This window comes from Peptoclostridium litorale DSM 5388, from assembly GCF_900141635.1.
In the GTDB taxonomy this organism is placed as follows: Bacteria; Bacillota; Clostridia; order Peptostreptococcales; family Peptostreptococcaceae; genus Peptoclostridium; species Peptoclostridium litorale.
In genome coordinates, this window is record NZ_FSRH01000017.1 from 23,823 (window position 1) to 50,252 (window position 26,430).

The following is a 26,430-nucleotide window of genomic DNA, read 5'->3' on the forward strand; positions in this document are numbered from 1 at the left end:
ATGATAGAAGTTATAGATATAACCAAGAAGTTTGATGACTTTACAGTGCTCGAAAATGTATCCCTGGAAATTGAAAAGGGAGAGATAGTAACTATAATAGGGCCTTCGGGATCCGGAAAGAGCACCCTTCTTAGATGCCTCAACAGGCTTGAGGAGATCCAATCGGGAAGCATAAAGATAGAAGGGGAGCCGGTTGACAAGAATAACTGCAGGAAACTGGGCATGGTTTTCCAAAATTTCAATCTTTTTCCGCATAAGACGGTTATAGAAAACATAATAGAAGCTCCCGTAATAGTCAAAAAGGAAAAGAAAGAAGATGCCAAAAAGCTTGCAAGAAAGCTTCTAGAGGATGTTGGGCTTTCGGACAAGGAAAACTCTTATCCATCACAGCTTTCGGGAGGCCAAAAGCAAAGGGTGGCAATAGCCAGAGCTCTTGCAATGAATCCCGACATAATGCTGTTTGACGAGCCAACTTCGGCCTTAGACCCGGAACTTGTCGGAGAGGTGCTGGGGGTAATAAAAGAGCTTGCAAAGGAGCATATGACAATGGTCATAGTAACTCATGAAATGGCCTTTGCAAAGGAGATATCCGACAGAGTGGTATTTATGGACAAGGGTAAGATAGTAGAGCAGGGATCTCCAGAGGATGTGTTTGAAAATCCAAAGCATCCGAGGATAAAGTCTTTCCTCAGCAGATTTTTATAAAATGAATATTTTACTTAATCAGGAAATACATCCATTACTGATATGTCGCTCCTTGTCCTAAGGTCCATGAATTTATTTTCTGCAAGTATAAGCGGCTTTGATATATCATTGGTGTGCATCTTTATTATACGCCCCTGTAGACCATTGCTTAAAGATACGCTGCAGCCCTCGTAAAAATCGGATATATGGCGTATGAACTCCATTGTGCACTTTACATCCAGTTTGCCAAAAGACTCTCTCTCAAAGATCTCGAGAACCCGAAGAGGAGACAGGCCGCTGTGATAAATTCTGTCTGCGGTCAGGGCGTCGAATATGTCCGCTATCGCTATTATTTTGGCATAGTGGTGTATTTGAGCCCCTTTTATTCCAAGCGGATAGCCGCTGCCGTCCTCCTTTTCATGGTGCAGAAGAACTCCAAGCCTTACATCATCGCTCATATAGTTGATCTCCTTTAGCATCTTGTATCCTATTTCGGGGTGTTTTTTTATTATACTGAATTCATCGGAAGACAATTTTCCAGGTTTGTGCAGTATTGACTCGTCGACTTTAACCTTACCAAGGTCATGAAGCATTGCGCTCCTTGTAAGTATTTTGAGAGAATCCCCCCTGTATCCAAGCCACTTTCCAAGCATGCAGCTTAGAAGCGATACGTTTATGGAGTGCTTGTACAGAGAATCATCTTTTTTTCTTATTTTCATTATGTATTTTATTACTTGTCCGTCGCGCTGAGAGCTGCCCTGTATGAGGTCGGTAATTTGATTTAATGATTTAATGTTTATAAGCTTGGCCGAATCTGCGTTGAATATCTTATTTTTAAGCATATTAGCAGCAGCGTCTACAGAAGCTTCAAGCTTCTTGAAATCAGAATCCGGGTAGGTGGCCGTGCACAGATTTTTCATTTCGATTTTTAGGCGCTGTGCATTTTTTGCAATTATAGAAGGAATTTTTTGAGGATGTATGCTTTTTTTGTATATTAAAATATTCTGAGAAGGAGGATTGTCTTTCAATTTCTTGACTATGAGCTTTGATATTTTGACTCCGTCGCCAATAAACTTTACACCGTTGCCATCAGAAATTTCATTTGCCAAAACCATGCCTTCATGAATGTCGTCTATGTCGACTTCAATAATGTGTTTTTTGTGATTGTCGACAGCCATAGCTCCACCTCCTTTGGATATATATAATGTGTTTGAAAAGTCCGTTGACAAAAGTGCCATAAGCAGGCATATAAAATATTGCAAAAACCTATTAAGTATATAATACTACTAAAACACACTGATATAAACAGTTTGTTGGAATATAAGGCGAAGGGAGCAGAGTTATGAATTAAGTGGTAAAAAAGTATTATATTTAATATAGATAAAAATAAAGCCGGGATATCCCGGCTTTATTTTGTAAAAAGCAATATTTAATTTGGTGGTTTTAAAAGGTTTAGAATGGATAGAATTTTTGTTCAAACCAGTTGTGCTCCATAAGGTCTTTATACTCCTGGAAAAGACCGTCCCTATGAGTTTTTTCCCATTCGGAAAGTGTGCTTAATATTCCCTTGGCATTGGGATCGCTCAGGTTTTCAGCGGCATTTTTATAAAACTCTACAAAGTCGTTTTTAATGAGATATGCCATCCTGAGTATGGGGATGTCTGACATATCGTATTCAAGAGATACATTCTCAAGCTCAAGGCTTTCTTTTTGATATATTTTCGCCTCGTCTTCAATAGAAAGATCTATTGAACAAAACTCGTTTTCTTTTTCAACCGAATCATACTGTGCTTTTAGAACTTCATAGTGCTCTTTTTCAAGACCTTCAAGAGATTCAAACAGCTGCCTTATGTTTTGGTTTTTAACCTTGCTCTTGAAATTGCTGAAAAATTCCTGTTCGTTTTTTTTCATCTGCATGGCATATTTTATAACGCATAGAGCATCTTTCATAAAAATTCCTCCTTTTGCTAAAATATATTTTGAATTTGACCAGAATCACATATGATTTCACATGAAAATAATTACCCAAAATTAAAAAGGATGAATCACAATAAAGATTTGGGTGAACGTTTTTTGCTATTGAAATGAAATAGTAAATAAAGAAAGGGAATTGTTGACAGGATGTCAAACAAATAATATAATTAAAATGTAACGGTTACAAAGATGGAATTTATCCACGATGAAAAAGGTTCATCCATATAAAAAGGAAGAGTGGTATTATGAGAAAGCAGATGAATATTGACGGCATAGGCGAATACTTGAAAGAGCACGGTATAAAGCCGTCATACCAGAGGATAAGGATATTTGAATACTTGATGGAGAAGAGGAACCATCCAACTGTCGATCTTATATATAGGGCTCTATTGCCTGAAATACCTACGCTTTCAAAGACAACCGTATATAACACGCTTAACCTTTTCATAGAAAAAGGCATAACTCTTTTGATAGTTATAGAGGAAAATGAGACGAGGTATGATGCGGACATTTCAGACCATGGGCATTTCAAATGTGAAAAATGCGGCAATGTATACGACTTTGATTTTGATATTTCAAGAATGGATATAAATGGCCTTGAGGGCTTTGGAATAAAAGAAAGGCATGTTTACTTTAAAGGTATTTGCAGTGAATGCATGTAAGAAATCAAATAATATGCACATAGGAGGTTATGACATGAAGTCTGTAGAAATTAAAAAAGGTGTTTACTGGGTGGGTGGAATTGACTGGAGCCTTAGGAATTTTCACGGGTACCTTACTCAAAGGGGATCGACATACAATGCATATCTTATTGTCGATGAAAAGATAACCCTTGTAGACACAGTGAAGAGCCATCTGGCAGATGAGCTCATAGAGAGGATATCAAAAGTTGTAGACCCGTCTAAAATAGATTATGTGGTTTCAAATCACGTTGAAATGGACCACTCGGGAGCTCTTCCTAAAATAATGGAGGTAGCTCCAAATGCGCAGATCGTAACATGTGCAAGTGGTGAAAAGGGGCTTACGGCACATTACAAGAAAGACTGGAACTTCAAGGTCGTAAAAAGCGGCGATGTACTGGAGCTTGGAAAAAGAAGTTTGCACTTCCTTTTAACTCCCATGGTTCACTGGCCTGACAATATGGTTGGATATATGCCAGAGGAAAAAATACTGTTTTCAAATGACTCTTTCGGTCAGCACATTGCATCTTCTGAAAGGTTTGACGACGAATACCCGCTTGACATAGTTATGGAAGAAGCAAGAAAGTATTATGCCAATATAGTGCTTCCATATGGTTCTCAGGTTAAAAAGGAGCTTGAAGCCGCAGGTGGATTCGACATAGAGATAATAGCGCCAAGCCACGGAATAATATGGAGAAAGCATGTCGGCGACATAGTAACTGAATACAAGAAATGGTCATCTAATGAAACTGTGAAAAAAGCCCTTATAGTATACGATTCCATGTGGAAGTCGACTGAAATGATGGCAGGGGCGGTGAGCAGGGCATTTGAGGAAAAGGGATACCAAATAAGGCTTATAAGCCTTCAGGCAAGCCATATTTCAGACATAATGACGGAACTTATAGATGCAGAATATGTATGCGTAGGATCTCCTACACTCAACAACAACATGCTGCCAAGCGTAGCATCATTTTTGACATACATGAAAGGGCTTGCGCCAAAGGGAAGAAAGGCGATAGCTTTTGGATCGTACGGCTGGGGAGGCCAAAGTGTTGGAAATGTCGAAGCCGACCTTAAAGCTGCAGGATGCGAAGTTGTCGAGAAGATAAAGCAGCAATATGTACCGTCGCAGGAAGATCTCAACGCTATAACACAAAAAATTATTGAAGCAATATAGACTAAGCCTAATTTAGCCTGGATGAATTTCCAGGCTTTTTTTGCCAGAATTTATAATGGAATTGTTGAGAAAGCAGGCGCTAAGAGATATAATTGATTTAACGATAAAAAGTCAACTCTTGCGGGAAGAGAGGAATATAACATGAATAATATACTTGTTTTGGACAATTCGGCGTATATAAGGCACAGAATAAAAGGCATACTAAAAAAGTACAGCATAGGCATACATGAAGCTGTAAATTCAAATGAGTTCTTTGCAGTGCTTGGAAAGAACAAGAATGAAATCGGTCTTATAATAACAGAGGTGAACCTGGAAAAGGAGGATGGGCTTGACATAATGGCTCATGCGAAAAAAAGGGGGCATGAGATACCTTTTTTAGTGCTTACGGGGCAGAATAAGAAAGGGATATTTATAAAGAGCATTGAAAATGGGGCTGCAGACTATATACTAAAGCCCTTCGACGATGATTTTTTGCTGGACAGGATACTCACCAACATGAAATTCAGCTATGAATCCGACGATTCATTTGACAAGAAAAAGGTATCCATGGATTTCAACAGGTATATATCAGGGGAGATTAAAAAGGCTGAAAAGGGGAGATATGAACTCTCGGCTTTTATGTGCGTGATATCAAACAAAGATGGAGACGATGAGGAAGATGTTGGAAATAGGCTTGATGAAGTGGGCAGGATTGTATATCCTAAGATAAAGCAGCTGTTTTGGGATACGGACATATTCATGAGCTTTGGAAGCTGCAGCTATCTGGGGGTGCTTCCTTTTTGCACTTTTGAAAACACAAAGGTTGTAGAGGGTAAAATACAAGAGGTATTTGAAGAGCTGGCGGAAGAAAACCGAGTACTTGACAGGTATGAAGTGGAAACAGTGTTTGTAACATATCCAAATGAAATTCAGTCCAAGGCTGAGCTCTTTCCTAAGCTCAAAGAAAAACTGGCCTTAATGGATGCGGAAAAAGAGCATAAGGAAGTGGGCTTAGATGGGTGAAAAAAGTACTCTTGAAAAAGCCAGAATGAAAGTGGTTACAGAGATGAAAAGACATGAACTTAATAAGGCCATAAGAGACGGCAAGGATATTGAAACGGTTAAGGCGATTTCAGATGAAATAATGGCCATGGCTCAAAATAAATTTGAATTAGAGGACTTATTGGACCCCGTGGGGTATAATAACTATAAGAGGTATGTCGAAAGAGGATAAGAGACAGATACTTTATTATGGGGGTGCTTATAATGAGGGTTAAACAGCTTATAGAAATACTGCAAAGTCTTGAACAGGACAAGGAGATAGTCCTTATCACTCCAAACAGGGACTACGACATAGTCGGAGTGAGGAAAGTGGAGACAATAGAGGGAATGGAAGAATTTTACGCCATAGAATACGAGTAAATGCATTTGGAGGTGTTTGCACATATGGAAAAAGAAGCCAAAGCGATAGAAAGAGAAAGCAAGGTGGGAATAAACCTTGAAAACGACGGAAAGCTTGTAGGCACGGCATTCAAGCTTTACCAGAATATGGAGAGGATACTAACTGTAGGTATTGCGATAGTTGTGCTTATGGTCGTATACGGAATGATATTCAAATAGTGATTATCAAAATAGAAATATCAATATTAATGTAAATCAAAAGCCCTGCAAATTTCATTTGCAGGGCTTTTGATTTACATTAGTTTGTTTTGAATTTTCTCACTTCTGTGCTCAGACTGTCTATCATTTCCATAAGGCTTTGTATTGAACTTGACATCTGTTCAGAGGCTGCAGACTGCTCTTCCGCCGATGCGGCTACTTCTTCTGAATTTGCAGCACTGCTTTGGGACACCTGGTCTATGTTTTCGACTTTTGAAATTATACCGTGTGAATTTTGATCTATGAATTCAATATGACTGCTGGCACTGTGTATACTGGTTTTAGTGTTTTCAAAGCTTTGGAGTATGCTTTCGAATGCGGATTCTATATGCTCTATTGTGGTGACTCCAGTATGGACTTCCTGGCTGCCTGCTTCAATGGCTGAAAGAGCATCATGAGTCCCTTTTTGAGTGCTTTGTATGAGATGCCTTATGTTTTCAGAAGAGCTAAGCGAGGCTTCTGCAAGCTTTTTAATCTCTTCTGCTACAACGGCAAACCCTCTTCCTGATTCCCCTGCCCTTGCAGCTTCTATTGCGGCATTAAGAGCCAAAAGATTTGTCTGACTGGATATTCCGTCCATTACATCTATTATATTCCCTATTTCAACTGATATTATATTCAAATCCTGTATGGCGCTCGAGGCTTTGTCCACGCTGGCTTTTATCTCATCCATCTGCTTTGCCATATCGTTCATTTTGATTTTTCCGTCAAGGGCAAGCCTGCTTGTGTCGTCCGCATTGTTTATAACATACTCAACCTCCTGCTTAAACTCACCTATGGAGTCGGTTATTTCCTGCAAACTTGAAAGCGCCTGGGCTGTTGACTTTGTCTGTTCCTCGGTGCCGGAGGCCACTCCCTGTGTTGCCGCAGCTATTTGCTCTGATGCTGCAGAGACCTCCTGTGAAGATGCGAGTATTTCACTGCAGTGTTCCTGAGTCTCTATGCATACTGAAGATATGTTTTCTACTATCGATTTGAGGTTTTGGGTCATTGAATTGAAACTCATGGAGACCATGCCTATTTCATCGGATTTTGAGGTTTTTATCTCCTCGGTCAAATCCCCTGAAGCCACCTTGGCAGAAGAATCCATAAGCTGGGTTAGAGGCCTTAGTATCCTTGATATCAGGAGGTAGAGTACGGCAGATGATATAAGTATGAGTACCATGCACAGTATGGATGAATTTATTATCATTTCAGTTCTTGACTTTTTGAGGCTTTCCATGGAAAGTCCTATGTTGAGTGCGCCAAAATGCTCCCCGCCTATTGAAAGCGGCATCAGCACATCATATACAGTCTCGGATGTCTTTTCATAGTCAAATGTGCTGGAATAGTTTTTTCCATTGAGTGCAGCTGTCTTACTCCCCTCGTCGTCAAGACTTATTCCTATCCTGTCGTGCTCGCTGTGGGCTATGGCGTTTAAATTCTTGTCGATAACAAGCGCATATACTATGCCCTCTTCGTTTCCGAGCTCGTCAATTATATTTTGGAATTTCAACACTGAGGATTCGTCATAGCTGGCTACGGATTCGGATATGCGCTTTGAAGCCTGCCCCGCTATTGAGTTGCCGTTTTGTTTCATCTGGAATGTCATTTTGTCATAGGCTGAGTCAAGGCATGAGATTAAGACGGCTGATACACCTGCAATCAGAATTGCTATTGAAATGAATACTAGGGTCCATTTCACAGAAGTGCGTTTTTGATTTTTTGTCACTAAATAATACCTCCTTTGATTTTGAAAAAATATTTAAAAATGGGTAAAAAAATACCCTGAGATATAATTGTGTCAAACCCCAAAGTTGAAATACCTGCGAAAGGGCGGCCTGGCTGTCCTGGAGAAAACTCTTTAGACCCATGGCTTTGCGGCCCTGCCTTTCGACAGGTGTGCCAAATATTCATTTTATATATGCGCATGTGTGCACATACCCGTATTATATCATGCGCGGCGATGCAGGGTTACTTTTTTGACGAAAAACACAAAAAAACATGTCGACAAATTCAGCGTGCAAAACAAATCCCAATTACTGTAATTGTTGATGCCGTTCAATATTAAAGGTATAATATACAAAAGGCTTAGGAACGAATTTTGATAAGAACATAGGGGGGATGCTTGAAATGGAAAGGCAAATAGCAGCGGGACTTGTGGAGAAATATCTGGAAACTGATCACCTTATAAGACATTCTTATGCAGTTGAGGCTGTAATGAGGGCACTTGCCAAAAAGCTTGATCCGGAAAACGAGGAGCTCTGGGCGATTTCGGGGCTGCTTCACGACATTGATGCCGACATTGTGGACTACAGAAGCAATCCAAAGCTGCACGGTCCAAAAGCTGTGGAGATATTAAAGGAAGAGGGCTTTGGGAATGAGAAGCTTTACCATGCAATATGCGCCCACAACATGGGAAGCGGAGTGGCCATAGAATCAAATCTTGACCAGGCCATATACGCCGCAGACCCTATAACTGGATTCATAACGGCTGTAACACTTGTATACCCTGACAAGAAGATTGCAAGCGTAAAGGCCAAGTCTATAGTGAAGAGGATGAAAGATAAGAGATTTGCAGCCGGAGCAGACAGGGATGCAATGAAATCCATAGAAAAACTGGGAATACCTTTTGCTGAATTTGCAGAGATTTCACTCTGTGCGATGTGCGAGATATCAGACAAGCTGGAACTTTAGATAAATAAATACAAAGACCGCCCATTATCATACAGCTGTATGATAATGGGCGGTCTTTGTATTTCAAGTAGATTCAAAAATCTGGTATAATAAGAAGAACAAAGGTTCCGCTTGATAATAATATTCAGGGGTGATTGTATGGGTTTTAGATACATACTTGGAAGAGCCGGGTCTGGAAAGACTCATAAAATATATGAAGAAATAGTACATTCGCTTAAATGCGATCCGGATAAAAAGCTTATACTCATGGTTCCTGAGCAGTTTACTCTCCAGGCTGAGACGGACATAATAAACAGCTCGGGTCTGGAAGGCATTATGCAGGTAGAGGTTTTGAGCTTCCAAAGGCTTGCACACAGAATACTTTCGGAAGTAGGAGGGATAAAGCGAGTACAGATAAGCCAAATAGGCAAGGTGATGAGGCTTAGAAGTCTTTTTGAGACCTACTCTAAGGAACTCAACATATATTCAAAGGTTTCAAGGCAGGAAGGGTTCCTCTCCATGTGCGCAGACCTTATAGACGACATGAGAAAGGCGAGGGTTGAGCCCCAAGAGATAGTCTCCCTTGACAGCGAGATCGAGGATGAAATACTGTCGAGAAAACTCAGCGAAATAGGGCTTATATACTCCAAATACGTGGAGAACATATCGCAAAGCTATATGGACGAGCATGACGGGCTCAGGCTTCTTGCACAGGGAATAGGCAGGAGTGAATTCTTGGAAGGGGCAGTAGTTTGGATGGACGGATTTTCAGGGTTCACTGAAAATGAGCTGGAGGTAATAAGGAGCCTTGTGAATAAGGTCGACAAGGTCAATATATCACTAACAGCAAACGACAAGAGGTCGAACGACTACGACTTGTTTTTGCCTACGAGAACGACACTTGAAAGGCTTATGAAAATAGGGAAGGAAGAAGGCGTGTCCCAGGGGAAAACCGTATCGGACGGTATGCCCCAAAAACCGGCTGAGCTTTTGCACGTCGAAAAAAACATATACTCCTACCCATACTCAAGATACGCAAAGGATTTGGATTCAATAGGCATATTTGCGGGAGGCAGCAGGCAGAGCGAAATTGAAAACTGCGCCATAAAAATTTTAAAGCTTGCGAGGGAGTCGGGGTACAGGTGGAATGACATGGCGATAGTTACAGGGGCCATGCAGGACTATTCCAAAATAATAAAGCGGGTTTTTGCGGAATACGGCATACCGTTTTTCATAGATGAGAAGAGGAGCGTAACAAACAATCCCATAATAAGATTTGTGGGCGGGGCGATAGACATAGTTACAAGGGGCTTTAGGTATGAAGACGTATTCAGATACGTAAAGACCGGATTTACAGACCTTGAAAGATTCGAGTGGGAACACCTTGAAAACTACTGCCTTAAATATGGCATAAAGTCGAAAATGTGGCTGGAGGAATTCAGGGCGGGAGAAGACGACGAGAGGGAAATGGCGGAAAATGCCAGAAAAAAACTAATAGTAAATTTTGAAGACTTCATGGAAAATATGTCTGGGAGGCATGAAACAAGACATTTTGTGAAGGCTCTTTATGAATTCTTGGTCGGATGCAAAACGGGAGAGAAGATAGAAAACTGGATAGAAACACTAAGGGAAGAGGGCAGGCTTGAATATGTAAATGAAAACACACAAATATGGAACATGGTCATGGAGATATTCGACCAGCTTGTGGAAATAATGGGAGATCACAAGGTGGACAAGAGGGAGTTTTCAAGCATACTGTCAGCGGGGTTTACAGAATGCAGGATAGGGGTTATACCTCCGGCTATGGACCAGGTGCTTGTGGGAAGTCTTGAAAGATCCAAAAGCCATTCTATAAAGGCACTTTTTGTAGTCGGCGTCAATGATGGAGTGATTCCTGGAGGGTTTATGGAAGAAGGACTTTTCCAGGATGATGAAAAGCTAAGGCTTAAAGCGCAGGGCGTCAACATGGGAACTGACAGCCTGATAAAAAGTGCGGAAGAGAAGTTTTCAATATACACATCACTTGCAAAGCCGTCAAGATATCTATATCTTAGCCATGCAATATCTGACGAAGAGGGAAAGGCACTTAGGCCGTCAGTACTAATAGAGCGATTTAAAAAGCTGTTTCCCAAAATTCAGGAAAGCTCTGACGTATCAAAGGAAGACATATGTGAAACTGATTTTGTGAGCAGGCCGCTCCCAACACTCAGGCACATGGTTAGAAATATAAGAGAGCAAATGGACGTCGGAGGAATGGACGAGCTGTGGTGGGATGTATATAGCTGGTATGAAAAGAGCGAGTATTGGAAGGACAGACTGGACTTTTTAAGGGAAGGGTTCTTCCACAGCAACCAGCAGGCCTACATGGGAGAAAGTTTTGCAGGAAAGCTGTACTCACTCCCGCTCAGGTCGAGCATATCCAGGCTAGAAAAATTCGTGAACTGTCCGTTTTCATATTTTGTAAACTACGGACTTACGCCCAAGGAGCGAAGCGAATACACTGTTTCAATGCCTGACATTGGAACGATTTTTCACAATTCGGTTGAAGAGTTTGCGAAGGAGCTTTCAAATGAGGGCATAGGATGGTCGTCGCTGGAAAGGGCAAAAAGCGATGAGATAATAGAAAAAGTCATAGACAAAGTAGTGGACAAATTTGGAAACAATGTCCTAGAGAGCTCAAGCAGGTACAAATACCTTGTAAATAAGATAAAGAGGGTAGGCAAAAGAGCTGCATGGACTCTTGTGGAGCATGTGAAAAGAGGCGAATTTACTCCGCTGGGTCACGAGATAGAGTTTTCGGATTCTGGATTTGAACAAGATGATAAAATTGTAATACCTCCCATAGTAATAGAGCTTGCAAATGGCGACAAGATAGAGCTTGAAGGCCGCATAGACAGGGTTGACATACTCCAAAGCGCCGAAGGCGGATACGTGAAGATAATAGACTACAAGTCGGGAAACAAGAAATTCACCCTTTCGGATGCATACTACGGGCTTCAGATTCAGCTGATAGTTTATATGGACGCACTTTTGGAAAATAGGGACATACTTCAGTATGACGAGCTTCACCCCGCGGGCATGTTTTACTTTAAAATAGACGACCCAATGGTTGACGCCGCGGGCATTGACCCGGGGGAAATAGAAAGTCAGATACTCAAAAAGCTCAAAATGAACGGAATCGTGTTAAAGGACGCAAAGATAGTAAAGGCCATGGACATTCAAATGGAAGAGGGGGGATATTCGGACATAGTTCCGGCACACATAAAAAAGGACGGTACACTCTCTTCAAGGTCAAGCGCCATTGACGAGGAGGACTTTGGAAAGCTCATAAAGCATGTCAAAAATCTCATATGTGAAATAGGGGCGGAGATATTAAAGGGTAACATAAAAGTTAATCCATGCAAGGACGGACAGGAAACCTCGTGCAAATACTGCAAATTTTCTTCAATATGCCAGTTCGACACATCATTGGATGGAAATGAATACAGAAACATTAAATCGCTTTCAGACGAGCAGGTTGTAAATAGGATAAGAGACGAGGAGAAAGAGGGAGAAGAGCATGAATAGGTGGACAAGCGACCAGAAGGCGGCCATAGACCAAAGGGGGAGCAATCTGCTTGTATCTGCGGCGGCGGGCTCGGGAAAAACGGCTGTACTTGTGCAGCGGATAATAGATATTGTTACAATAGACAAGATAGACATAGACAAGTTTTTGATAGTGACATTCACAAATGCGGCGGCAGGAGAGATGAGGGAGAGGATACTCTCGGCGCTTTCAAAGAAAATAGAAGAGGACGGATCGAACAGCGCTCACATAAGAAAGCAGATAACCCTTTTGAACAAGGCTTTTATAACCACAATGCACTCATTTTGCATAGATGTTGTGAGAAGCCATTTCCACATGGTCGACATAGACCCATCATTCAGGATAGCCGACACCACGGAAAGCTCAATAATAATACAGGAGACTCTTGAAGATCTGCTTGAAAGAGAATATGAAAAGGCAGACGAGGAGTTTATATCACTTGTGGAAAGCTTCGGGGGCAACAGAGAGGACATTAAAGTCCAGGAGCTCATGCTGTCCATATACTATTTCATACAGAGCCAGCCGTACCCTCTCAAATGGCTTGAAGAAAGTATAGACGGGCTCGATATTGACGAAGAAGGCTTCGAAGGCAGCCCTTGGGGAGCGGAGATCAAAAAGGGCATAAGAGTGGAGCTTATGGCGGCAAGGGACATGCTCTCCCAGGCGCACAGCATATGCAACATGGACCCGCTAAAAAGCCCTGCCGAGTACAGGGAGGCAATTGAATGTGACATTGAAAACGTAGAAAGCCTGATAAGCAGTCTAGAGTCCGGGCTTTCAAAGCTGTGCAATGATATTTCGGATATTTCCCACAAGAGGCTTGCGAGCATAAGGGGCAGCAGAAAAGACGAGATAGATGACGAGCTCAGGGAAAAGGCAAAGGGACTTCGCGACCAATACAAGGCCATTGTAGATTCCATAAAATCTGACTTTGAAGGCAGGTCTGTAAAAGAGCATGCCAATGAGCTCAGACTCATGTATCCTGCCATGAAAAAGCTGAGCCTCATGGTAGGGGACTTTGACAGGCTGTACTCAAAACACAAACTCGAAAAGGGCCTTCTCGACTTTAACGACCTTGAGCACTATACACTCAAAATACTCGAAGACGAAGGAGTCAGAAGAGAGCTTTCGAGGAAATTCGAGTATATATTCATAGACGAATACCAGGACAGCAACATAGTGCAGGAAACCATAGTGGAGAGGATAAAGCGGGAGGATAACCTTTTTATGGTCGGGGACGTGAAGCAGAGCATATACAGGTTCAGGCTTGCCGATCCAAACTTGTTCATACAAAAATATGAAAACTACAAAAAGGATGCAAAGTCAAGGGACATGAGAGTTGACCTTTCAATGAACTTCAGGAGCAGGCCGGATATACTTTCGGCTGTCAATTTCATATTCAAGTCCATAATGTCAAAGGAACTGGGAGAGGTCGAGTACGATGAACACGCGCGCCTAAACCCTGGTGCAAAGTTTGCAGACTGTGAATACCCGAGTGTGGAAATAGACGTCATAAGAAAAAACGGCGAAGACGAGCAGGTGGACGCGGAGATTGAAGAGCTGTCGACAATAGAGGTGGAGGCCAGGTTCGCAGCCAAGAAGATAAAATCCCTCATAGGAAAGAGGACTTATGACCCTAAAAAAGGCGAATACAGGGAAATCCAGTACAAGGACATAGTGGTGCTTCTTAGGACCATAAAAAACTGGGCCCCATCGTTCAAGGAGGTCCTCAGGGAAGAGGGAATACCTGTTTATTCAGATGACACGGGAGGTTATTTTGACGTAATAGAGATACAGATATTCCTGAATCTTTTAAGGCTTATAGACAACAAGATGCAGGACATCCCAATGATAAGTGTTATGAAGTCGCCCATAGGAGGATTCGCCATAGAGGACCTTATAAACATAAGGATTGGGAAAAATGGAATAAGCTACAGCAAGGCGGTAATGGAGTGTGCAAATGAAGAGGGTGAGCTTTCAAAAAAGGTTCAGGAATTTCTTTCGAAAATTGAAAGATGGGCTGAGGATGCACTGATACTAAGGCTTGATGAATTCATATGGAAACTGCTTGTTGAAACCGGTTATTACTACTATGTAGGGGCCATGCCTTCTGGGGAACAGAGGCAGGCGAATCTTAGAATACTGGTTGACAGGGCGGCCCAGTTTGAAAACTCGTCCATAAACGGACTGTTCAATTTCATAAGATTTGTGGACAAGCTTCTTAAAAGCAATGCCGACATGGGGAGTGCAAAAATCCTTGGAGAAAATGAAAATCTTGTAAGGATAATGAGCGTTCACAAGAGCAAGGGGCTAGAGTTTCCGGTTGTAATAATTGCGGGCCTTGGAAAGCGTTTCAACCTCAGGGATTCGAGCTCTGACGTGCTGCTTCACAAGGAGCTGGGGGCTGTTCCTAAATATGTTGACTATCAAAAGAGGATATACAAAAAGACTCTTGCCCAGACGGCCGTGAAAAAGAGAATGGACATCGAGAGCCTTTCAGAAGAGATGAGGATACTGTACGTAGCAATGACAAGGGCTGTAGACCGGCTAATAATGATGGGAAGCGTTGGGAATATAGAAAATGCATGCAAAAAATGGTGCACCCCCATAAACCCATACATGCTTTCTAAGGCGTCTTCTCATATTGACTGGATATGCAGCGCCGTTTCGAGGCACGAGGACGCAGGGCAGATAAGGTGCATTGCAGGCATGGACGACACATGTGACATTGACAGTTCGAAATTCAAAGTCAGCATTTTAGACAGGACGGATATAAATATCGAAGAGAGCTTCAAGGAAGAGAGGTTGCGGGAGTATAAAGAACTCCTATACAGCCAGGACATGCAAAGGCCAGGAGAATATGACGACATCATAAACAGCAGGTTTTCATGGGAATATCCCCACAGGAATGCGGAGAAAATACCGTCTAAGATGTCTGTAACACAGCTTGCAGATGCAAATATTAAAACGATAGGGTATAATATACCACCCCTTGTCAAAAAGCCCATGTTCATGGAAGAGAAGAGGAGTTTTGGCGCCGCTGAGAGGGGGACTATACTCCATTTTGCAATGAAGAATATAGACATTCATAGGGCTCGTAGCGAAAATGAAATAGACAGCCAGCTTGAAGAGATGGTATTGAAGGAACTGCTCAATGAAGAGGAAAAAGGGCAAATAGACATACTGAAGATAAAAGGTTTTTTTGAATCCGAAATCGGAATGAGGATTAAAAAGTCAAAAAAAGTGTTCAGGGAAGCTCCATTTGTAATGAAAAAAAGCGCTGAAGATATCATAGAAGGGCTTCAAGAGTGCGGCGACAATATACTCATTCAGGGAATAATAGACTGCTACTTCCAAGAAGGGGAGAGCATGGTACTGGTGGACTATAAAAGCGACAAGATAGAGTATGGACTTGAAGCTCAAAGGGCTCAAAGCTATAGAGAGCAACTGGGTCTTTACAGCGAGGCCATAGAAAAGATCACCGGAAAGTCCGTGGCGGAAGGGTATATATACTTCTTTGAAACGGGAAAAGAAGTTAGGATACTTTAATAAAAAATATAAAAAATAAAAGGATGTATTGAAGCCAATACATCCTTTGTAAGATCACTACTAACTATTAAAGCTTAACTACATTTGCAGCTTGAACGCCTTTTGAACCTTCAGCGATTTCGAATTCTACAGCTTGACCTTCTTCAAGAGTTTTGAAGCCGTCAGTCTGTATAGCAGAGAAATGTACGAATACGTCTTCTTCACCTTCTACAGATATGAATCCGTAACCCTTTTCAGCGTTGAACCATTTTACAGTACCTTTTTTCATTTGAAAACTCCTCCAAAATCTTAGTGAATTTGTAACTGTATTACCAAAAAAATAATATGTTACATGAAATCATAGTAACATATTAAAAATAGATTGTCAATTTTTTACTAAAAAACACGACTTAAATTTAAATCCATATTATACTTGGCCAGAGGCACTGGAAAACAATGGTGAAGCGGCCGAGACTTAAGTGTCAATGGGAAAAGAAACCAACTCTGATACGGTTATATAGTTTTCCACACTCAGGTCTATAAAATCTTCGCCGACCATTACTAGAGGCGCAGAAAGCCTTGAAGGATTCATTTTTACTATCTGTCCAAGCTTTCCATTGGAAAGTCGTACTATTTCTCCTTCGTAATACATGGACATGTTTTTTACAAAGGTGGACAGGCAGAAAGTGTCTATTTTGCCCCAAAATTCATGTTGCATCATTTCGAGGACTGAAAATGGGGACTGCCTTGAATGATAAGGCCTTGTGGATGTCATTGCATCAAATATGTCTGCTATTGCAATTATCTTTCCAAATATATGTATTTTATCGTTTGAAAGGCCGAGCGGATATCCGGAACCGTCTATCTTCTCATGATGCATAAGTATTCCAAGCGGGACACAGGTGTCAATGTTTGGTATTTCCTTTGCTATTGAATATCCAATTATTGAATGTTTTTTTATGGCTTCGAATTCAATTGGAGAAAGCTTTGAAGGCTTATTCAGTATATTGGAGTTGATTTTTACTTTTCCTATATCGTGAAGCAGGGCAGATTGGGCGAGTAACAAAATTTCGTTGTCAGAAAGAAAAAGCCATCTGCCTAGCATTATGGACAATATAGCTACGTTGACACAGTGCCTCTGGGTATATTCGTCAACAGGTCTTTCTCGTAGAATTCCTTCGAGTGCAAGATTGTAGTCCTTGAAGCTTTCCATAAGCTGGACTGACATTCCGGTTACGAGTTTTATACTTGGGCGTTTTTTCCTTTCTATATCATTCATTATTGATTTTATGCCATTTGAAACATTACTTAATTTTATTTCAGCATCTATTATCTTTTGTTTCTTATTTTCTTTTGACATGAAGATCTCATCCAAATACTCATCAAGCACTGACATGCTTTTTGCTGGATATTTTTCGTTTAACTTGGATATGATTTTTGAGTTTAATATAATCCCTTCACCAATTACAACTACACCGTTGGAATCGAAAAAAGGCTCTGCGACTACAAGGCCTGGATAGAGATCTTCGATAGGGATGAGAATACGATTTTTTCGCACTATGTGTGAACCTCCTTGCGAATACATGTGTAATGTTTTTATTTTTATAACAATATTTATATTATATATTAAAAAGCATGCAGAGTGTACATCATGTATGAATCTTGTTGCCCATTATAATGTGAAAACATACTGTGGCTGAATGTAGAGCATACGATAATGAATACACATCGTGAAAACTGTAGGAAGTTATGAATATTTATGCACAACGTGATAAAGTGAGAAAAAACTAGATATATATAGGATACGTTATTTAAAAAGGGAAAATGGGACATAAACAGATTTGATAATTTGTAAACAAAGTAATATAATCATAGTGCAGCCAGGGCAGTATGTTGAATACAGTATTTTTACAAGCCATTAGAAATTCACTGAACTGTTTGATTCTATAAGAGTAAAAAGGTTCAAAATCAAAATCCCCAAGTTTTGAGAAAATAGATATAAATACTTATTTGATCCCCATTTTCAAATACTGCCCACCACCCAATTGTGTTTAACCCCATAGAAATATAGGTATAGATTCTATATACAGAATGGGGGGATTATATTGGATATTAATAAAATACTGCTTCCGGTAGATGGATCGGAGATATTTGAAATAGCAGCGCAAAAGGCTATTGAAATAGCAAGTGCATATGACAGTGAAATATTCATATTGAATGTTGAAAACCGTATAGAACGTGAAAAATATAGCGCACACACTCAGGTTGAATTCAAGCTTGAGGAGGATGCTGCAAGGGAACAATCAAAAAAAATACTTGAAGACGCAAAGAACTTTTTCAGGCAAAGCGGATTGAAGGTGAGCACGACAATTAAGAAGGGAAATCCAGCTGCGGTTATAATAGACATGGCCGAAGAGGAAGGGTTTGACCTTGTTATAATGTGCAGCAGAGGGCTTGGAAGCGGGAAGCGCTTTCTCTTGGGAAGCGTTGCCAAGAAGGTTGTATACCAATGCAACGTGCCTGTGCTGATAGCGAAATAGAATGAAAAGTAAAGTGAAATAATATGAAGATAAAAGGCAGCCGACAGGCTGTCTTTTGTGTTGTGTGGATATGGGTTAGAGAAATAAGGTCTATGGGTATAATTTAAAATATTATTGAAAAATCATGTGCATATATAGGGGCGAAAGTTTGAAATTATAGTCATTATGATGGAGGTGCTACAGTTGTCACGAATAAATGTGGACAGAAAGGAAAAGACTCCCATAGCGGAGCAAAAGCCCGAAGAAAGGGTGAAAAATTTCGAAGAGGTGTGTCTGGGATACACAGAGGAGGAAGCTGTTGCAGAGGCTAAAAGATGCCTGAACTGCAGGAATGCGCCATGCATAAACGGATGTCCCGTATCGATAAACATACCTGGATTTATACAGCATATTGCAAACGGAGAATTTGAAAAGGCTGTAAAAGAGCTTGCGAGATATACAACTCTTCCCGCAGTCTGCGGAAGAGTATGTCCGCAGGAGGTGCAGTGCGAGGAGAGGTGTGTGCTGGGAATAAAGGGAGAGCCGGTCGCCATAGGAAAACTTGAAAGATTTGCGGCGGATTGGGGAAGGGAAAACAATGTGGACCTTTCGCAAACGGAAGAAAAAAACGGTATAAAGGTTGCTGTTATAGGCTGCGGGCCTGCTGGAATAACGTGTGCGGGAGAGCTTGCAAAAAAAGGATATGCGGTGACCATATTTGAAGCTCTCCATGAAGCAGGCGGCGTGTTGGTTTATGGAATTCCAGAGTTCAGGCTTCCAAAGGAGATAGTGGCGTGCGAGATAGAAAACATAAGGAAGCTGGGTGTGAAAATAGAGACTGATGTGGTGGTTGGAAAGACTGTGACTATAGACCAGCTTATGGAACAGGAAGGTTATGAGGCTGTATTCATAGGAACAGGCGCGGGACTTCCGAAGTTCATGGGGATACCCGGAGAAAATCTCAACGGGGTGTTTTCTGCGAACGAATTCCTGACAAGGGCAAACCTCATGAAGGCTTTTAGAAAAGACTATGACACCCCTATAAAATCGGGGAAAAAGGTTGCGGTTGTAGGCGGGGGAAATGTGGCCATTGATGCAGCCAGAACCGCCGCAAGGCTCGGCTCGAAGGTGTTTGTGGTATACAGAAGGTCAGAGTCCGAGCTTCCTGCAAGGACCGAAGAGGTTCACCATGCAAAGGAAGAAGGAATTATATTCGAACTGCTTTCGAATCCGGTAGAGATACTTGGAAACGAGAGCGGATGGGTCAGGGGCATGAAGTGCATAAGAATGCAGCTTGGAGAGGCTGATAAGTCGGGCAGGAGAAGACCTGTTCCGATAGAAGGATCGGAGTTCGTGCTTGATGTAGATACGGTCATAATGGCTCTTGGAACTTCTCCAAATCCGCTTATCCCGTCCACTACAAAAGGGCTTGACACCACAAGTTGGAATGGGATAGAAACAGACGAACAAACGGGCAGAACGTCCAGAAATGGCATATTTGCAGGCGGCGATGTGGTTACAGGTTCTGCTACGGTAATACTTGCCATGGGAGCCGGAAAGAATGCCGCAAAAGAGATGGACAGATATTTGAGGAATAAGCATGGAAAATAAATGACACACAAATGGTCACAGCCTTGGCTGTGACCATTTGCACGTCAAGCATTCATTGTGAAAAAATACGAACGGGTGTTGTATGCGCAAAGTTTACTCGCCAAGACCTGCAACTGGCAGAAGTATTATGAACTTGCATCCTATTTTGTATGACTTGTCTATTATTATCCTGCCCGAATGGCTTTCGATTATTCTTTTGGTTATGGCAAGGCCCAGGCCTGTGCCTCCGGTTTTGGAATTTCTGGACTGCTCGCCCCTTATGAAGGGTTCGAAAATGTCGCACGTAAAATCGCTTGAAAGTCCCCCTCCGTTGTCTTTTATTGTTATGAACACAGAGTCGTCGACATGCTTTATAGACAGCATGAGCTTTGTCCCCCTGCCGCTGTATTTTATGCTGTTGTGAATTATATTTCCGAAGGCCCTTTCAAGCTTTTGAGGGTTTACTCTGCAAAGTATAAGTTTTTCGGGAATCTCGAATTCGTACTCCATTTCATTTTGCTCAAGTTCAGGTATGAAATTTATAAGAGTTTCACGCAAAACCTCGCAAATATCAAGTGTTTTAAAGGTGCTTGAGTCACTGTCATTTGCTATTTTGGAAAGCTCGAACAAATCCTGTATGAGCCTGTCTGCTCTTTGGGCGCTTGAGATTATTATATCAAGATATTTTTCGCGTGTTTCATTTGCAATGTCCTTTTCGCTTTTGATGGTTTCACAGTATCCCAGTACATTTGTAAGAGGCGTCCTCAGATCGTGGGAAATGTAGAGTATGAGTTTTTTACGGTTTTCTTCTGACATTTCCCTAAGTTCGGTTTCGCTCTGTATTTTTTGTGACATGTGATTTATGGCATTCTTTAAATCCCCGAGCTCATTTCGTGAGCTAAAGTCTATTTTTGCACTGTAGTCGCCAGCGGATATTTTCCGCACTCCGTCCAAAAGCTTTTGTATCGGGTGCAGTATTATTATTGATGTGAGCCGTGCATATATTAGCATCACAAGAACAAGGCTTAGCATGAACGTCTTAAGGAGAAGTCCCATGAGCTTTTCTATTCCTATGCCTTCGGTGTATCCCGGAGTTGCAAACAATAGCAGTGTTTGGCACTGGATGCAGTTGTAGAACTGGAAATCGGGATTGTTGCTTAAAAGAAGATCTATGAAATCATCTCGTGGATATTTGTAGCCAGTTGTATGAATACTGTTGTATGAATCTGTTATTTTAAAATTGTTATCCAGGATTTCAACATATGAGTCTTCGGGTATTCCATGCTTTGCACATGCAGAATAAATGCCCATGGAATGTATGTCATCACTGAGTTTTTCCATATCAACACTATAGAGCTCTACGTGGCGGTCTATATACAAAAACCCAATGTATGAAGTGGCTGCGATAATCAAAATCAAAAGGAAAAAAAGCACCATGTAATTCAAAAAAAACTGGGTGGATATGGATATTTTGTCGAATATCCAAAACTTACGTTTGCTCATTGTTGTTTTCCATCCTGTAGCCTATGCCTCTTATTGTCTTCAAATATGATGGATTCTTGGGGTCGGGCTCTATCTTATCCCTAAGATGGCTTATATGGACCATTATTGTGTTGCTGTCCCCAAAATAGGGTTCCTGCCAAACGGCTTCGTAAATCTGTTTTTTAGTAAACACCCTGCCGAGATTTTCCATGAAAAGCTTGAGCATTTTGAATTCCTTGGGGTTGAGGTCAATTTCAATACTGTTTTTTTGGAGCGCATAATTGTCAAGGTCTATTCTAAGTATTCCATTTTTAATCAAATTTGAGGGCTGGCCCTTCGGAGAGTATTGAATATACCTTCTAAGATGGGCGTTGACTCTAGACAAAAGCTCTATTATGCTAAACGGCTTTACAACATAGTCATCCGCTCCAAGACCCAGGCCCAAAATTTTGTCCTGTTCTTCAGCCTTTGCGGTAAGGAATATGACGGGAACCTGGCTTGACTCCCTTATGTTTTTTACCAGAGTGAACCCATCCATTCGGGGCATCATAACATCAACTATCAAGAGATCTATATTTTCACGGTTGAATATTTCGAGAGCTTCAACTCCATCTCTCGCCTCGAATATTTCGTAGCCTTCTTTTGCAAGGTGAAGATATAAAAGGTGCCTTATATCCTCTTCGTCTTCTACTATAAGAATTTTTACAGACATATAATATCTTAATATAATTGATATAGTAAGGCTTTAGGGTGAGGATTGACACTAAAATATATACATGTTATAAGAAGTAGTTAAGCGAGGTGCATTTATTAATATTGCGGGAGGGGTTTGAGATAGAACCGGCTGTGAAAATAAGAGATTTGAGGAAAGTATACAAGGTGGGAAGCGAGAAGGTAATAGCATTAAATAGTATAGACATGGAGATAGAAAGAGGGCAGATATGTTGCCTGCTTGGAACCTCGGGCTCCGGAAAATCGACGCTGCTCAATATCATGGCTGGCCTGGAAAAACCTACAAAGGGAACGGTCACTGTAAACGGGGGAAAGATAGAGTCAATGAGTGAAAAAGAGCTTGCGATTTTCAGGCAGAAGAACATAGGGTTTATATTCCAGTCGTATAACCTCATGGGCTCTCTTACGGCACTGGAGAATGTAAGCCTGCCCCTTACATTCAAGGGAATGTCTAAAGGAGAGAGGGAAAAAAAGGCGGAAAAGCTGCTTGAGGCGGTGGGACTTAAAAAGCATATAATGCACAAACCTACTCAAATGTCGGGCGGCCAGCAGCAAAGGGTTGGAATAGCAAGAGCTTTTGTAGGAAAGCCAGGAATAGTTTTTGCAGACGAGCCTACGGGAAACCTGGACTCAAAGACGACGAAAGAGGTCATGGAGCTCATGCTCAATATGGCGAAGAAGAACAATCAGACCCTTGTGATAGTAACTCACGACCCCAGCATAGCTGAATTTGCAGACAAGGTTGTATATATACTGGATGGAGATATTGAAAAAATAGAAGAGAAAAATAAATAGAGGGGGATGTTTGTTTAATGAGGAAATCAAGAAACATAACGGCGATAATAATGATTGTCATCATGGCACTTATGCAAGCCGGATATTCATATGCAGGAGGCACTGAAAACTATGATCCTAGAATCACTGTGAAGACAGATAAAATGGTCGAGGCGAGTGCCGGCCAGAAGGTGAAATTTGGAATGACAGTGGGAAATGACACTCCGGACACATCCAAGAATATAGAAATAGAGCCAGTCATAAACGACAAATTTCCATTTGAGATAAATACGTCTACAGTAAAGAAGACCCTCTCGAGAGTGGGGAGGTATTCAAGTGAAAAGATAGAGTACGAGTTCTTGGTTCCGGCCGCCGTGAAAACAGGTACATATCCAATTGAGTTTACCGTAGAGTATGAAAACTTCTATTCAGACAAGTTTAAGACAACTCAGACTGTATATGTTAAGGTGGTAAACGACAAAATAGAGCCAATACTGAGCGTTTCAAAAACAGAATTTGGTGGGAAAAAGCTGTCTGCGGGCCAGGCTTCAGATGTGAAGTTTTACATAAAAAACACTGGAAGCTTCAATGCAAAAAAAATATATGCGACTATTTCAGGATTTGAATCGGAAGGGCTTACTATGTCGGGCTCGAATACAGCCACTATAGACAATATAAAGCCGGGAGAGGAAAAGGCGGTATCATTCAAAATAACACCATATGAGGACATAAAGAGCGGAAATTATGACCTTGCAATGAAGCTGGATTATGTGGACGAGAATTCACAGTCGTATTCAAGGGAGTCGAAGGTGTTCTTGCCCGTGATTGGAATAGACGAGAAGGAGCCTTATTTTGAACTCTTGGATATTAAATATCCAAGCGGGGAAGTTCCTTCGGAAACGGATTTTGAAATAAAATTCAATCTTAAAAACAGCGGGGGCGGAGAGGCCAAAAAGGTGAAGGTTTCAGTAGACGGCGGAGGAGAAATAGTGTCGAAATCGCTATCCGTAAGAAATCTTGGGACCATGGAGCCTGGAGATCAAAAAAGCCTTTCGTTTACAATGTTTGCGGATGCAGATGCAAAGAGGAAAAATCATCCGGTGGCGATAAACATAGAATACGAGGAGCCGGACGGCTCAAGCGAGAAGACGGTGCAGCATATAGGTGTGTTCGTTGAAGGTGGAGGAGAAGGAAGAGCCAAGATAATAGTAGAGGATTATAGTTTTGAAAACGAATACGTAAAAGCGGGAGAGCCGTTTGACCTTACGCTTACACTTACAAACACTAATGCGCATGAGTCTGTGGAGGATGTGAAAATATCGCTAAAGTCCGAAAATGCAATATTCACTCCTGTTGGAAGCAGTAACTCGTTTGTTGTAGACAGGCTTTCGCCCAAAGAAAGCACTCAAAAGTCAATAAGACTAAAATCGAAGACTGACGCAGAGCACAAGACTTATGAAATCAATGTCGAAATGGAGTACGGAGAAGATTTAGAGGGTGAGCCGTATGTGAGCAAGGAGATAATAACAATACCTGTTATACATGAGACGGATCTTGAAATTGCAGATATACAGCTTCCACCAGAGGTGAACGTTGGAAGAGGGAATGACATTTACGTCGATTTTTACAACAGGGGAAAATCCAAGATATCAAATATGATGGTCACTGTCGAGGGAGACTTTAAGGTGCAAGAGGGAAAGTATTTTGTAGGTGACTTTGAGGCGGGAAGTTCAGACTATTTTGAAGCCAGTATAGAGCCTGCGGAAGTGGGGGAGTTCAGCGGCAAAATAGTGTTTGAATTTGAAGATGCAATAGGGGAAAAACAGCGTGTGGAAAAAGAATTCACAATAAATGCAGAGGAGCCGCCTGCAGAAGAAGACATGATTCAGGCTCAGATGGAAGAACCTGAAGGAGGCAAAAAAGGCGCTATTGCAGCTACACTCTTAACAGCTGCAGCTGCAGCTGCATTTTTAGTGATTAAAAAGAAAAGAAAGGCCAAAAAAGCCAAGGAGCTTGAGGAAGATGAATAATTCAGACCTTATTTCGATGGGTTTTAAGAACCTTTGGAGAAGAAAGGCCAGAACAATACTTACAATACTGGGTGTCATAATAGGGACATCGTCGATAGTAATAATGCTTTCGCTGGGTATAGCTATGAATGAGAACTTCAAGCACCAGCTTGAAAAGATGGGAAGCATAAACGTTATAGATGTCTATTCGGGAGATCGCTATGGAGATGATGACGAAAGGCAAAAAAAGGGGGAAGTCCAGCTGAACGACGATATGCTAAAGCAGTTTGAAGCCATATCTGGGGTTGAAGTTGTGACACCCGTTATTGAAAAATACGTTGTAATAACGGCTGGAAACCTGCAGGCCGACATGTCCATAATAGCCATGGACCCTTCTAAAATGAAGGACATGGGAATAAAGCTTGCCAAGGGAAGGTTTGTAAATGAGCATGACAAGAATGCCCTTATATTTGGAGCAAAGACAGGAGAGAATTTTTACGATCCAAAGTCAAGGGATCCATATGAGGACATGGGCGAAAACAATATAGACATTATGAACGAAAGGCTCAAGCTTTCAATGGACGGAGGAGCAAGGGAGAGCCATTCAAGCGCAATAAAGGTGGATGCGGTCGGCGTAATCCAGGAAGGCAGCTATGAAAGCGACTGGAGTGCGTATACAAGTATAGAGACGCTTGAAAAAATGATAGAAAAAAACGAAAAGCAGATGAAAAAGCAAAGCAAAGACGCCGAGGACGGAAAAGAAAATAAAAAAAATAGAAAAAAAGACAAGGGCTACGAAAAGGCTAAAGTCAAAGTCGAGGATATAGAAAGAGTTGAGGAAGTAAAGGCGGTAATAGAGGGAATGGGATTTCAGGCAAGAAGCCTTACCGAGATACTGGAGCAGATGAAGAAGACCTCTGCGGGAATACAGGCGGTTCTTGGAGGAATAGGGGCGGTATCTCTTTTTGTGGCGGCGCTGGGAATAACGAACACGATGATAATGTCAATATATGAAAGGACTAGGGAAATAGGCGTAATGAAAGTAATAGGGGCAAAGATATCCGACATAAAAAGACTCTTCCTGTTTGAAGCCGGCATGATAGGGTTTACCGGCGGGGTCGTGGGCATATTGCTTAGCTACTGTGTCTCGCTTCTCATAAACCATGTAGGAAAGAGTCTCATGGGTGAGTTTGGAGAACAGGCCAGCATATCGGTAATTCCAATATGGCTTGTGCTTTCAGCCCTTGTATTTTCAACTTTTGTGGGGCTTGCATCGGGATACTATCCGGCAAGAAGAGCAATGAATCTGAGTGCGCTTGAAGCCATAAAAAATGAATAGCTATACTATTTGACCGCAGACAATGCGGTCTTTTTTTTGTCAAAAAATGACCGAATATGCTAT

General features: G+C 41.5%; 22 protein-coding genes and 1 riboswitch. Of the genes, 15 read left to right on the plus strand and 7 right to left on the minus strand.

Going from position 1 to position 26,430, the window contains the following annotated elements:
- On the plus strand, nucleotides 1-705 hold the full coding sequence (locus BUQ87_RS13375) for an amino acid ABC transporter ATP-binding protein (protein ID WP_052636161.1): 705 nt from the start codon (nucleotides 1-3) through the stop codon (nucleotides 703-705).
- Between the two features lie 14 nt (nucleotides 706-719).
- On the opposite strand, the gene BUQ87_RS13380 is transcribed toward BUQ87_RS13375, so the two are convergent.
- On the minus strand, nucleotides 720-1,862 hold the full coding sequence (locus BUQ87_RS13380; RefSeq protein ID WP_052636162.1) for an HD-GYP domain-containing protein: 1,143 nt from the start codon (nucleotides 1,860-1,862) through the stop codon (nucleotides 720-722).
- A gap of 274 nt (nucleotides 1,863-2,136) precedes the next feature.
- The gene (locus BUQ87_RS13385; RefSeq protein WP_038265767.1) at nucleotides 2,137-2,634 is read right to left on the minus strand and encodes a ferritin family protein; all 498 of its coding nucleotides are present in this window, start codon (nucleotides 2,632-2,634) and stop codon (nucleotides 2,137-2,139) included.
- A 269-nt stretch (nucleotides 2,635-2,903) separates the two neighbouring features.
- Between BUQ87_RS13385 and BUQ87_RS13390 the strand changes: the two genes are divergently transcribed.
- The 6 genes from BUQ87_RS13390 (at nucleotide 2,904) to BUQ87_RS15330 (ending at nucleotide 6,114) form a co-directional block, all read left to right on the plus strand.
- A complete protein-coding gene (locus BUQ87_RS13390; RefSeq protein WP_038265770.1) occupies nucleotides 2,904-3,320 on the plus strand; it encodes a Fur family transcriptional regulator in 417 nt (138 codons plus the stop codon).
- Between the two features lie 34 nt (nucleotides 3,321-3,354).
- Nucleotides 3,355-4,515 (plus strand): FprA family A-type flavoprotein, encoded by a 1,161-nt coding sequence (locus BUQ87_RS13395; RefSeq protein WP_038265773.1) that lies wholly within the window; start codon nucleotides 3,355-3,357, stop codon nucleotides 4,513-4,515.
- Between the two features lie 141 nt (nucleotides 4,516-4,656).
- Complete coding sequence (locus tag BUQ87_RS13400; RefSeq protein WP_038265776.1) at nucleotides 4,657-5,517, plus strand: response regulator; 861 nt, start codon at nucleotides 4,657-4,659, stop codon at nucleotides 5,515-5,517.
- Nucleotides 5,510-5,728: a hypothetical protein gene (locus BUQ87_RS13405; protein WP_038265779.1), complete on the plus strand. Its 219-nt coding sequence runs from the start codon at nucleotides 5,510-5,512 to the stop codon at nucleotides 5,726-5,728. Before BUQ87_RS13400 ends, BUQ87_RS13405 begins: the two co-directional genes overlap by 8 nt.
- A gap of 32 nt (nucleotides 5,729-5,760) precedes the next feature.
- Nucleotides 5,761-5,916 (plus strand): hypothetical protein, encoded by a 156-nt coding sequence (locus tag BUQ87_RS15325; protein ID WP_159434343.1) that lies wholly within the window; start codon nucleotides 5,761-5,763, stop codon nucleotides 5,914-5,916.
- Nucleotides 5,917-5,940: 24 nt separating this feature from the next.
- Entirely contained in the window at nucleotides 5,941-6,114 is a 174-nt protein-coding gene (locus tag BUQ87_RS15330) for a hypothetical protein (RefSeq protein WP_159434344.1), read from the plus strand.
- Nucleotides 6,115-6,193: 79 nt separating this feature from the next.
- Here the strand turns inward: BUQ87_RS15330 and BUQ87_RS13410 are convergent, their stop codons facing one another.
- Nucleotides 6,194-7,864: a methyl-accepting chemotaxis protein gene (locus BUQ87_RS13410; RefSeq protein WP_038265780.1), complete on the minus strand. Its 1,671-nt coding sequence runs from the start codon at nucleotides 7,862-7,864 to the stop codon at nucleotides 6,194-6,196.
- A 100-nt stretch (nucleotides 7,865-7,964) separates the two neighbouring features.
- Nucleotides 7,965-8,049, minus strand: a riboswitch (cyclic di-GMP riboswitch).
- A 216-nt stretch (nucleotides 8,050-8,265) separates the two neighbouring features.
- On the opposite strand from BUQ87_RS13410, the gene BUQ87_RS13415 reads away from it, so the two are divergent.
- The 3 genes from BUQ87_RS13415 to addA all read left to right on the plus strand — a co-directional run bounded on the left by BUQ87_RS13415 (nucleotide 8,266) and on the right by addA (nucleotide 15,943).
- Nucleotides 8,266-8,829, plus strand: a complete 564-nt coding sequence (locus BUQ87_RS13415) for an HD domain-containing protein (RefSeq protein ID WP_077216585.1) — start codon at nucleotides 8,266-8,268, stop codon at nucleotides 8,827-8,829.
- Between the two features lie 138 nt (nucleotides 8,830-8,967).
- Nucleotides 8,968-12,375 carry a helicase-exonuclease AddAB subunit AddB gene (gene addB / locus BUQ87_RS13420; protein WP_038265786.1) on the plus strand — a complete coding sequence of 1,136 codons (3,408 nt, stop codon included), beginning with the start codon at nucleotides 8,968-8,970 and terminating at the stop codon, nucleotides 12,373-12,375.
- Nucleotides 12,368-15,943, plus strand: coding sequence for a helicase-exonuclease AddAB subunit AddA (addA, locus tag BUQ87_RS13425; RefSeq protein ID WP_038265789.1), 3,576 nt, complete (start codon nucleotides 12,368-12,370; stop codon nucleotides 15,941-15,943). The genes addB and addA overlap by 8 nt, the downstream gene beginning before the upstream one ends.
- 67 nt (nucleotides 15,944-16,010) lie before the next feature.
- On the opposite strand, the gene BUQ87_RS13430 is transcribed toward addA, so the two are convergent.
- Both BUQ87_RS13430 and BUQ87_RS13435 read right to left on the minus strand, forming a co-directional pair.
- Nucleotides 16,011-16,211, minus strand: coding sequence for a cold-shock protein (locus BUQ87_RS13430; RefSeq protein ID WP_038265792.1), 201 nt, complete (start codon nucleotides 16,209-16,211; stop codon nucleotides 16,011-16,013).
- Between the two features lie 186 nt (nucleotides 16,212-16,397).
- Nucleotides 16,398-17,480, minus strand: a complete 1,083-nt coding sequence (locus BUQ87_RS13435) for an HD-GYP domain-containing protein (RefSeq protein WP_052636163.1) — start codon at nucleotides 17,478-17,480, stop codon at nucleotides 16,398-16,400.
- A 547-nt stretch (nucleotides 17,481-18,027) separates the two neighbouring features.
- On the opposite strand from BUQ87_RS13435, the gene BUQ87_RS13440 reads away from it, so the two are divergent.
- Entirely contained in the window at nucleotides 18,028-18,462 is a 435-nt protein-coding gene (locus tag BUQ87_RS13440; RefSeq protein WP_038265794.1) for a universal stress protein, read from the plus strand.
- A gap of 165 nt (nucleotides 18,463-18,627) precedes the next feature.
- Complete coding sequence (gene gltA / locus BUQ87_RS13445; RefSeq protein ID WP_408635095.1) at nucleotides 18,628-20,052, plus strand: NADPH-dependent glutamate synthase; 1,425 nt, start codon at nucleotides 18,628-18,630, stop codon at nucleotides 20,050-20,052.
- A gap of 93 nt (nucleotides 20,053-20,145) precedes the next feature.
- Here the strand turns inward: gltA and BUQ87_RS13450 are convergent, their stop codons facing one another.
- Nucleotides 20,146-21,534: a sensor histidine kinase gene (locus tag BUQ87_RS13450; RefSeq protein ID WP_052636164.1), complete on the minus strand. Its 1,389-nt coding sequence runs from the start codon at nucleotides 21,532-21,534 to the stop codon at nucleotides 20,146-20,148.
- A complete protein-coding gene (locus BUQ87_RS13455; RefSeq protein ID WP_038265797.1) occupies nucleotides 21,521-22,225 on the minus strand; it encodes a response regulator transcription factor in 705 nt (234 codons plus the stop codon). Before BUQ87_RS13455 ends, BUQ87_RS13450 begins: the two co-directional genes overlap by 14 nt.
- A gap of 134 nt (nucleotides 22,226-22,359) precedes the next feature.
- On the opposite strand from BUQ87_RS13455, the gene BUQ87_RS13460 reads away from it, so the two are divergent.
- Genes BUQ87_RS13460 through BUQ87_RS13470 form a run of 3 tightly spaced genes read left to right on the plus strand, consistent with a single transcriptional unit; the run spans nucleotide 22,360 to nucleotide 26,367 of the window.
- The gene (locus BUQ87_RS13460; protein WP_278309059.1) at nucleotides 22,360-23,040 is read left to right on the plus strand and encodes an ABC transporter ATP-binding protein; all 681 of its coding nucleotides are present in this window, start codon (nucleotides 22,360-22,362) and stop codon (nucleotides 23,038-23,040) included.
- A gap of 17 nt (nucleotides 23,041-23,057) precedes the next feature.
- The gene (locus BUQ87_RS13465; RefSeq protein WP_038265800.1) at nucleotides 23,058-25,049 is read left to right on the plus strand and encodes a COG1361 S-layer family protein; all 1,992 of its coding nucleotides are present in this window, start codon (nucleotides 23,058-23,060) and stop codon (nucleotides 25,047-25,049) included.
- Nucleotides 25,042-26,367: an FtsX-like permease family protein gene (locus BUQ87_RS13470; RefSeq protein WP_038265804.1), complete on the plus strand. Its 1,326-nt coding sequence runs from the start codon at nucleotides 25,042-25,044 to the stop codon at nucleotides 26,365-26,367. The genes BUQ87_RS13465 and BUQ87_RS13470 overlap by 8 nt, the downstream gene beginning before the upstream one ends.
- Nucleotides 26,368-26,430: the final 63 nt, after the last annotated feature.

What these genes read in the sequence shown, in the direction of transcription:
- BUQ87_RS13450 (WP_052636164.1), bottom strand. Translation starts at nt 21,534, where the DNA reads ATGAGCAAACGTAAGTTTTGGATATTCGACAAAATATCCATATCCACC.
- BUQ87_RS13390 (WP_038265770.1), top strand. Translation starts at nt 2,904, where the DNA reads ATGAGAAAGCAGATGAATATTGACGGCATAGGCGAATACTTGAAAGAG.
- BUQ87_RS13430 (WP_038265792.1), bottom strand. Translation starts at nt 16,211, where the DNA reads ATGAAAAAAGGTACTGTAAAATGGTTCAACGCTGAAAAGGGTTACGGA.
- BUQ87_RS15325 (WP_159434343.1), top strand. Translation starts at nt 5,761, where the DNA reads ATGAGGGTTAAACAGCTTATAGAAATACTGCAAAGTCTTGAACAGGAC.
- gltA (WP_408635095.1), top strand. Translation starts at nt 18,628, where the DNA reads ATGATGGAGGTGCTACAGTTGTCACGAATAAATGTGGACAGAAAGGAA.
- BUQ87_RS13465 (WP_038265800.1), top strand. Translation starts at nt 23,058, where the DNA reads ATGAGGAAATCAAGAAACATAACGGCGATAATAATGATTGTCATCATG.
- BUQ87_RS13415 (WP_077216585.1), top strand. Translation starts at nt 8,266, where the DNA reads ATGGAAAGGCAAATAGCAGCGGGACTTGTGGAGAAATATCTGGAAACT.
- BUQ87_RS13380 (WP_052636162.1), bottom strand. Translation starts at nt 1,862, where the DNA reads ATGGCTGTCGACAATCACAAAAAACACATTATTGAAGTCGACATAGAC.
- BUQ87_RS13455 (WP_038265797.1), bottom strand. Translation starts at nt 22,225, where the DNA reads ATGTCTGTAAAAATTCTTATAGTAGAAGACGAAGAGGATATAAGGCAC.
- BUQ87_RS13385 (WP_038265767.1), bottom strand. Translation starts at nt 2,634, where the DNA reads ATGAAAGATGCTCTATGCGTTATAAAATATGCCATGCAGATGAAAAAA.
- BUQ87_RS13405 (WP_038265779.1), top strand. Translation starts at nt 5,510, where the DNA reads ATGGGTGAAAAAAGTACTCTTGAAAAAGCCAGAATGAAAGTGGTTACA.
- BUQ87_RS13395 (WP_038265773.1), top strand. Translation starts at nt 3,355, where the DNA reads ATGAAGTCTGTAGAAATTAAAAAAGGTGTTTACTGGGTGGGTGGAATT.
- addA (WP_038265789.1), top strand. Translation starts at nt 12,368, where the DNA reads ATGAATAGGTGGACAAGCGACCAGAAGGCGGCCATAGACCAAAGGGGG.
- BUQ87_RS13375 (WP_052636161.1), top strand. Translation starts at nt 1, where the DNA reads ATGATAGAAGTTATAGATATAACCAAGAAGTTTGATGACTTTACAGTG.
- addB (WP_038265786.1), top strand. Translation starts at nt 8,968, where the DNA reads ATGGGTTTTAGATACATACTTGGAAGAGCCGGGTCTGGAAAGACTCAT.
- BUQ87_RS15330 (WP_159434344.1), top strand. Translation starts at nt 5,941, where the DNA reads ATGGAAAAAGAAGCCAAAGCGATAGAAAGAGAAAGCAAGGTGGGAATA.
- BUQ87_RS13470 (WP_038265804.1), top strand. Translation starts at nt 25,042, where the DNA reads ATGAATAATTCAGACCTTATTTCGATGGGTTTTAAGAACCTTTGGAGA.
- BUQ87_RS13400 (WP_038265776.1), top strand. Translation starts at nt 4,657, where the DNA reads ATGAATAATATACTTGTTTTGGACAATTCGGCGTATATAAGGCACAGA.